The organism is Kitasatospora sp. NPDC001660 (genome assembly GCF_053596725.1).
This window is the reverse complement of record NZ_JBSFGU010000064.1, coordinates 21634-30051: the sequence shown is the minus strand read 5'-3', so window position 1 is coordinate 30051 and position 8418 is coordinate 21634. Positions and strand designations below refer to the sequence as shown.

Sequence of the window (8418 nt, the reverse complement as noted above, 5' to 3'; positions counted from 1 at the left end):
GTCGACGTCAACAAGAACGCCTGGACCCCGGTCGGCGAGGGCGGCACCAACGGCTCGACCACGCTGCTGGAGCTCAACGCCACCGACGGCCCCGCAGCCCTGCCCCCCGCGAGCACCTTCCCCGCGGTCGGAGCCCTGACGATCAACCAGCCCGGCCACCCCGGCTCGCGCGCCTGCACCACGACCCTGGTCGCCCCGCAGTGGGTGCTCACCGCGGCCGCGTGCTTCGGCGACAAGCCCGCCGCCGGCGCGCCCGCGGCCAGGAGCACGGTGACGATCGGCGGCCGCACCATCCCGGTCGTCGAGATCGCCCCGCGCGCCGACCGCGACCTCGTCATGGCCCGCCTCGGCGCGCCGGTCTTCGACATCACCCCGATCGCCGTCGGCGCCACCGCGCCGACGGCCGGCGAGGACCTCACCGTCGCCGGCTACGGCCGCACCGCGACCACCTGGATCCCCGACGCGCCCCACAGCGCCGCCCTCACGGCCGCCGCCGTCACGGCCGGCGGCGTCGACCTCACGGCCAAGACCGCGGCCGACACCGTCTGCAAGGGCGACGCGGGCGCCCCGGCGCTGCGCGCCAAGAACGGCGGCTACGAGCTCGCCGCCGTCACCAGCCGTGCCTGGCAGGGCGGCTGCCTCGGCGAGACCGAGACCCGCACCGGCGCCTCCGAGGCCCGCGTCGACGACCTCGCCTCCTGGGTGTCCACCACCGCCGCGTCCTCCGGCCTGCTGATCAAGCCCGGCACCAAGCTGACCGCCGGCCAGTCCATCACCGGGCCCGGCCTCAAGCTGACCATGCGTGCCGACGGCGACCTCGTCCTGACCCACCGCCAGGCCGACAACGGCGTCCTGTGGGACACCGCGACCGGCGGCAACAACGGCGCGTGGGCGTACATGCAGCCCGACGGCAACTTCGTCGTCTACAAGGCCGACGGCAACCCCACGGCCGGCACCGGCGGCCTGTGGGCCACCGGCACCTACTTCAACAACGGTGCCTACCTGAAGATCCAGAACGACGGCAACTTCGTCCTCTACAAGGGCGACGGCGGCGAGGGTGCCGGCGGCGCCCTGTGGTCCACCAGCACCTTCCGCGGCGACGGCACCATCGCGAGCGACACCCGCCTGACGGCCGGCCAGTGGCGCGAGGGCCCCGCCTCCGTCCTGGAGGTGCAGAAGGACGGCAACGTCGTCCTCTACCGCCGCAGCGACGGCCAGGCCCTGTGGGCCAGCAACACCCCGAACAACCCGGGCGCGTGGGCGTACATGCAGCCCGACGGCAACTTCGTCGTCTACAAGGCCGACGGCAACCCCACGGCCGGCACCGGCGGCCTGTGGGCCAGCGGCACCTACATGTTCGGCGGCAGCCGCCTCAAGCTCCAGGACGACGGCAAGCTCGCCATGTTCAAGAACGGCGGCGACGAGAGCCTCGCCAACACCGTCTGGACCAACGCGACCCTGCGTCCGGTCACCACGCTCGTCCAGGGCCAGCGGCTGAACGCCAAGTCCACCTTCCTGGAGATGCAGTGGGACGGCAACCTCGTCCTGCACCGCACCAGCGACGGCGCGAAGCTGTGGGAGAGCAACACCAGCGGCTGGGGCAACTTCCTGAAGATCCAGGCCGACGGCAACGCCGTCGTCTACAAGGCCGACGGCACCACCGGCCTGTGGGCCTCCGGCACCTTCTGGTCGGGCGGCTCCTACCTGGAGCTGCAGGACGACGGCAACCTCGTCGTCTACAAGGCCGACGGCGGCGAGGGCGTCGGCGGCGCGATCTGGAGCAGCAACACCTTCGCGTAACCCGCGTCCCACGGCCCCGCTCCCTCGCGTCCGCACGCGGGGGAGCGGGGCTTCCCTTTTCCTGCCCGCCTCGACCCAGCAACCGCAGACGGTGGCGGCGATGCCGACGCGGACGCTCCGGCCCCGGGTGAGGCCGAGGGCGTCCGACTCGATGCCGTCGCCGAAGGCGACCAGGTGCAATGGTGCGGTGGCGGCTCCGATTTACACCGGCAGGTCCCAGCCGGGCCCGTCCTCGCTGCCGATCCAGACGCGCTGGCCGCCGCCGTCGACGGTGATGCCGAAGCCCTGCTGGTGCGGGGCTCCTTCGCGCTGCCAGGCCTTGACGGCGGTCTCGACCTGGTCCCAGAGGCGCAGCGGGCCGCGCTGGGTGACGGTCCATCCGCCCTCCGGGTCCGGCTGGGTGCGGGCGTGGGAGCCGGTGGCGAAGTCCACCAGGATCTGCTGTCCTGCGCTGCCGAGGATCTCGGCGGACGGGGCGGCGAGCTGGGCGACCCACCTGCCGGTCCAATCGCCGAGGAGGGACGGGTCGATCTCGGTCGGCCGGTCGTCGCCGGAGAGCAGGGTGATGCTCTGTCGTGGCGGCCGGTCGTGCGGGCGGGCGATCATGAAGCTGGTGCGGCCGGGCAGGAACCGGCCGCTCGCGCAACCAGGCTCGGTGACGGTCAGCAGCGCCAAGCCGAACGCGAAGCTCCACCCGGAGAAGGTGGCGAGGATCTTCCCGCCGGGCTTGACCTGGTAGAGCCAGGGCTGCGGCAGGTGGCGGATGGAGCAGGTCGCGATCAGCCGGTCGTAGGGGGCGCCGTCCTCGTGGCCGGCCAGGCCGTCGCCGACGACCAGGGTGGGGTGGAATCCGGCGGCCTTGAGGGAGTCGGCGGCGCGCTCGCCGACACCGGGGTCGACCTCGATGCTGACGATGTTGCCGTCCCCGAGACGGTGGGCGCCGAGCGCGGTGGAGTACCCGGTGCCGGTGCCGATCTCCAGCACGCGCTGGCCGGCCTCGACGTCGAGCTGCTGCCACATGCCGAGCACCAGGGAGGGCAGGGTGGACGAGGACGACGGGGAGCCGGTCACCGGGCCCTGGACGCCGGACGGCCGCAGGTGGCCGTCGAGTTGGGTGACCAGGGTCTCGTTCCTGTAGATCCCCTCCAGCCAGACGGGCGAGTCCCTGCGGACCGGCTCGTAGGTGGTGGGCACGCTGTCCGGGGTGGTCAGGAAGTACTCGTCGACGAACGCTTCGCGCGGCACCGCAGCCGCGGCTGCGCGCCAGGCCGGATCGGTCAAAGTGCCGTCGGCGGTGAGCTGGTCGACCAGGGCGGCGCGGAGTTCGGCGGGGGTGGTCACGCGATGTGGCCTTTCTGAAGTCGGGCGGCGATGGCGTGGGCGATGGCGTCGGTCATCGCCTCGGGGAGGAAAGCCCACTGGCCGTTGGGGTTGCACTCAAGGAGTCTCGTGGGCCTATGTCGGTGGCGCGGTGTTCGGCGTGGGCGGCTGCCGGTTGGCCAGCTCCGCGTCCAGTCGGCGCCGCGCCGCCCGCAGCGCCCGCGCGACCGGCTTGCGCGAGACGTGCAGGAACCACCAATCGGCGGGTTCGTAGCGCAGCCAGTTCCACACCTGCCGCATCCTGTGCCTGGTCCGGGACTTCATGCCTCCTCCGCCGGGCGGAGGTAGATCACGTGGGCCTCGACCCCGACGAACGCGATCGTGCGCACCGCGCCGACCTCGGCCAGTTGACGGGCGATGCGGTCGTGCGCGTGTGGTGCGAAGTACTCCGCGAGGTGCGCGGCGTCCGCGTCGTCCAACGGCAGCCGGGCCAGGCTCGTGCGCACCGCTTCCATGGCGTCGGTGAGCCGGGCGAACGCGGCCGTCTTCGTCACGCCCCCGATCTCGGCCAGGACCGGGTGCGGGAACTCGGCTCCTGGGCTGCCGTCCTTGACTTCGGTCATGACCCGTCCGTCCTCACCGTGTTGCCGATCGCGCCCTCCAGCGCCGAAAGCCACCGGTGCCCGGCCGCCGGGCCGACCAGCGCCCACACCGCCTTGCCGATCCCGCCCGCGCGCGGACAGCAACCCCACCGCTGCGACAGTTGCCCGATCAGCCACAGAGGAACTCGCGCAGTATCCCGCGGGCCTCACCCACCGACTTGCGATGACGCGGCAGCCCCGCAGAGAACTGATCGTCCACCACACTGGGGGACTGATCACGCCACTTCTGAACCACGGAGCCTTCTTCGAACGGAAGGCCGGTAGGGTCCTGCACGTCAGCCTGCTTCCTTCAGGTCGGCCACGCCCCGGGGCCGTTGGAGCGGTCGCCGGGGTCTGGTGTGTTCACCCAGTCAACGGCTCCGTCGCCCGGCCGACTTGCACAGTTCTTGCACAGTCGGCGGCGTGCTTCTCGCCCCGGTGGAAATATGGGGGCATGAACGGCACGAGGGTTCCGGGGCCTGGCGCGAACATCGCCAAGCTGCGCAAGGATCGCGGCCTCAGTCAGGTGGCCCTGGCGCAAAGGTCAGGAGTGTCCGTTTCGCTGCTCAGCAAGATCGAAGTCGGTGACCGGGCGCTGACGCAGGGCGTGGCCGCTGCTCTCGCCCGCGCCATGGGCCTGACGCTGGATCAACTGCTGGGCCGCACGCCGGAGGCCAACCTCTCGGACTTGAACTTCGCGATCCGGCGTTTCGACCTGCCGGGAGACGCGCCTGTGCACCCGGAGCGATTGCGAGCCGAACTGGATGAGCTGAACGAGATCCGGTTCAATACCGAGCTGTCGCAGGTACTGCGGCGGCTTCCCTCCCTACTCGCACGGGCGACCAATCACGCTCACGCCAGCGGTGCGCCCGGGGCCTGGACGCTGGTCGCCGACGTCTACAGCGCGGTCTACTGGCTGGCAGCCCGACACCGCTGGATGCATCTCGCCGAATTGGCCACGATGAAGCAGGCTCTCGCCGCCGAGCGGGCAGACCCGATCGCCAGAATCGTGGCGGCACGGGATGAAGCGGGGACGTTCCTCAACTCCGGGGACTTCGACGGCGGACTGGCGGTGATCGAGCGTGCCATCGTGCAGGCGGAATCCACACTGCACGGCCGGGATCGTGCGTTCGGCCTGGGCATCCTCCATCTGCGGGGGCTGACGCTCGCCGGACGCCTCAAGGACAAGCAGACGGCCAACCGGCACATCGCCGAGGCGTGGCGAGTGGCCGAGGAATTCCCTCGGGACGTCGATGACCACGGAATCCATTTCGGCATGGAGAACACCGCGACGCATGTCATCTCCACCTCCTCCGACATGAACCGCCACCGTGAGGCCGTCGAGGCCGCGGACGCACTGATCGGGGGCGGAGTCTCACTGCCCGCCAACCGCATGGGTCCGCTCTACATGAACCTCGGACGGTCGCAACTGGCTCTCGGGGACCGGGACGGCGCGCTCGAATCCCTGGAGATCGCGTGGAAATGGTCACCGGAGATGTCCGCCGTCCATCCGACGAGCCTGGAACTCATCCGCGTTCTGACGTCCTTGCACAAGCGCAGCAATCCCCGGCTCACCAGGATCGCCAAGCGAGCCGGTATCGCGGTCTAACGGCGCCCACATCGGCGGCGCTGCCCCCGTGGACTCCCGCCCGTAGGCGGGAGTCCACGAAGTGCCGGTCCCTCAGCGGTGGGCGGGGAACTGGACGACCTGCTGGTAGGTCGGGCGGTTCTGCCAGGTGGTCTTGGCGTCGGTGACGCCGCCGAGGGGGCGCTGGATGATGGTGTCGGCGCACCACTGGTCGCCGGCCGCGCAGTCGCCGTCGCCCGGGTAGACCTGGGCGGGGGTCTCGGCGGCGGCCTGCTTCAGCGTTGCGAGCAGGACGGTGCGGCAGGCCGCGAGGTCGCCGCCGCCGCAGAACGGGCGCGCCAGCGGGCCGGCGACGCTGTCGCCGAGGACAGTGCGCAGGTCCTTGTCCAGGTAGCTCCACCAGCCGTACTGGAACGACGAACCCTTGTGCGGGATCGCCTCGTTGGCGCTGACCGGGCCGCTCCCGCCGCTCTGGCCCGAGGGGGACTCGTTGATCTGCAGCGCCCCGGTGAGCGCGGTGAACAGCTGGTCGCCGAGGCCCGGGTGCATGACGCCGTCGGCCAGCAGCGGCCACCACGCGTCCATGACGCGGATCGCGTCCGCATCCGCGTACGCCCCGCTGCCGGGCGACCTCTCGTGCCGCGTGCCGCCGTCGGCCAGCCACGCCTCCAGCTGCTGGAGCGCGGCGAGGGCGGCGGGGTCGGTGACCGGGGCGCTGCGCAGGACGCGGATCAGGTCGGGCAGGACGTCCTCGGCGCGCAGGTCGGTGAGCGCGGCGCCCTCCATCGCCCGGGTGAGCGCGACCCGGCTCACGTTCCCGTTCTGGACCAGGGACTTGACGCGGGCGTCGAGCAGGTTGGCGCGGTGCACCGAGCCGTTGCCGAAGCCGGCCGCCGTGTAGCCGGTGGCCTGCTTGTTGTTCCAGGAGACGTAGTAGTCCTGGTTGATCGACTGCGGGTGCTCGGCCGGCGGGGTGTAGCGGGCGGTGTTGGCCGCCGGGTCGAAGTCGGCCCACTCGTAGGCGGGTTGGGCGAGCACCGGCAGGCCGGGGTCGACGCCCGGCGCGCGTACCGGGTTGGACCCGGAGTTGTAGTAGGCGATGTCGCGCGAGTCGGCGTAGAACCAGTTGAACGTGTAGTTGATGTCCTGCGCCGCCTGCTGGAAGCTCGCCGCGTCGTGCACCGCGGATGGGTCGTTGAGCTCCTGGAAGCCGATGATGGAGTCGGCCTCGTGCCGGTAGGTGGAGCGCAGCGACGTGAACGCCACCGGCGCCCCGCCGACCGTGCCGCGGGCGCTCACCAGGCCGTAGTTCGTGCGGTACGACACCAGCGTGTACGAGCCGGCCGGGGTGGAGTCGGCGGTGGTCGGGCTCCACGCGTCCTTGCGCTCAAGCCGCTCGAAGGGCAGGCAACTGCCGTGCCACAGGTAGGAGTCGGATGCGGTCGTCACCGGTGAGCCGTCGGTGGTGCACAGCGGTACGGCGTAGGTGTCGGTGATGTCCTGCCCGGCCGAGGTGGCGCTCCACGCGTAGTCCTGCCCGCGCCCGAGCTCCACGTAGAAGCTCAGGCCCGCGAAGGCCGCGCCGCGCGCGCTGATGCCGGGGCCCTGCAGCTCCTCCAGCATGAGCAGCTGCGGTGCGAAGTAGCCGGTCTGCGGGCCGAACACGGCGACCGGGTGGCCGTCGTCGGTGTGCGCGCCGGAGACCAGCAGCGCGTTCGACATGCCGTGCCGCGCGCTGAGCAGGTTGCCGGGCAGCACGCCCGTCGCGGCGGTCGTCGCGGCGGTGGCCGAGCCGGTGGCGTCGTAGATCTCCGGCTCGCTCACCACCGACCCGGGGTCGGGCATCGCGACGCCCTGCGGGGTGGCGGGCACCGTCGCGTACGGGAACGTCTGCCCGTCGTGCAGGGTCTGGACGGCCTCCGGGTCCTCCGCCTCGCGCAGCGACCTCCACGCCGCGTCGCCGGCGTCCTTGCCGTACCGGGCCTCGGCGGCCGACTTGACCTGGGCGGAGGCGAGTTCACCGCCGCCGCCGGAGCCGAACAGCGCGCCGATGACGGAGGCGAGGGCGACGAGGTCGGTGAGGGTGAACGGTGCGATCGACCCGGCGTTGGTGATCGGGTCGATGTGCCCGGTCAGGTCGTACTCGCCGGGGAAGGTGCGGGAGTCGTGGGCCTGCTTGGCGTAGGCGTTGATCCCGTCGAGATAGGCGTTGGCGTCGGCGAGCGCCTGCGCGGCCCGCCCGCCGTGGGCGGCGAGGACGTCGATCTGCTGCTGCAGCTCGGCCTCGGTGTAGGGGGCGGCGCGCCAGAACGTCTGCTCCAGCTGCCGGTTGGCGGCCGCGCCGCCGGCGAAGCCGGACAGTTCGCCGCGCCCGACGTGGCGGAACAGGTCCATCACCCACAGCCGGTCCTGCGCGGCCGCGTAGCCGGCGCCGAACTCGGTGCCGTAGCGGGTGGTGCCGGTGATGTGGGGCACGCCGGTGGCCTTGTCGCGCACGATCGTCACGTCGGCGCGCGGGCTGGTGGTGCTCGCGACCTGGTCGGCGGGCACGCCGAAGGAGGCGTCGTTGAAGAAGCTGCGCAGGGACGCCTCGGTCAGGCCCGGGTAGCCGGAGGCGAGGGAGGCGTACGGGCCGAGCTGGTCGTCGGTGTGGGCGGGGCGGGTGCCGAACATCCGGTTGAGGAGGATCTCGGCGAGGGTGGCGTTGCCGTTCTCGCCCGGCGGCAGGATGTCCGCGCACCGCCCCGCGCAGTAGTCGGACGTCGCGGCCGTGGGGGCCGCGGCGGTGGGGGTGGTGGCGAGCGCGGGGACGAGGAGGAGGGTTGCCGAGAGGACGGCGGCGAGCAGTCCGGGGATGCGGGGGCGTCGGGGCACGTCGAGCTCCTGGGTGGGAAGCTGCGGGGGAGTCGACGGTACGGTCGCTACTGGCCGGTTGACTAGTGGCGTGCATGCCATCACGGCGATTTGACGACACATCGGCAGAAGCTCCCGGTGAGCGCCGGGTCGGCCCGGTTCGTCCACCGCCGCCCCGGGTAGGTACGCGCGAGAGCGTGCGGAACACGGGGGTGC

At 71.9% G+C, this 8418-nt stretch carries 6 protein-coding genes; 2 read left to right on the top strand and 4 right to left on the bottom strand.

What is annotated here, in order from left to right; genetic code table 11:
• Nucleotides 1-1800 (top strand): trypsin-like serine protease (locus tag ACWCXH_RS36300; protein ID WP_449805775.1); only part of this gene is annotated, 1800 nt, incomplete at its 5' end.
• 201 nt (nucleotides 1801-2001) lie between these two features.
• Here ACWCXH_RS36300 and tgmC read toward each other — a convergent pair.
• From tgmC to ACWCXH_RS36285, 3 genes are all read right to left on the bottom strand, one after another.
• Entirely contained in the window at nucleotides 2002-3141 is a 1140-nt protein-coding gene (gene tgmC / locus ACWCXH_RS36295) for an ATP-grasp peptide maturase system methyltransferase (protein ID WP_449805774.1), read from the bottom strand.
• A gap of 114 nt (nucleotides 3142-3255) precedes the next feature.
• Nucleotides 3256-3444: a hypothetical protein gene (locus tag ACWCXH_RS36290; RefSeq protein WP_449805773.1), complete on the bottom strand. Its 189-nt coding sequence runs from the start codon at nucleotides 3442-3444 to the stop codon at nucleotides 3256-3258.
• The gene (locus ACWCXH_RS36285; protein WP_449805772.1) at nucleotides 3441-3743 is read right to left on the bottom strand and encodes a hypothetical protein; all 303 of its coding nucleotides are present in this window, start codon (nucleotides 3741-3743) and stop codon (nucleotides 3441-3443) included. Before ACWCXH_RS36285 ends, ACWCXH_RS36290 begins: the two co-directional genes overlap by 4 nt.
• A gap of 472 nt (nucleotides 3744-4215) precedes the next feature.
• Here ACWCXH_RS36285 and ACWCXH_RS36280 point away from each other — a divergent pair, with 472 nt between their 5' ends.
• Nucleotides 4216-5370 carry a helix-turn-helix domain-containing protein gene (locus ACWCXH_RS36280; RefSeq protein WP_449805771.1) on the top strand — a complete coding sequence of 385 codons (1155 nt, stop codon included), beginning with the start codon at nucleotides 4216-4218 and terminating at the stop codon, nucleotides 5368-5370.
• 72 nt (nucleotides 5371-5442) lie between these two features.
• Here the strand turns inward: ACWCXH_RS36280 and ACWCXH_RS36275 are convergent, their stop codons facing one another.
• Complete coding sequence (locus ACWCXH_RS36275) at nucleotides 5443-8304, bottom strand: penicillin acylase family protein (protein ID WP_449805770.1); 2862 nt, start codon at nucleotides 8302-8304, stop codon at nucleotides 5443-5445.
• Between the last annotated feature and the right edge of the window lie 114 nt (nucleotides 8305-8418).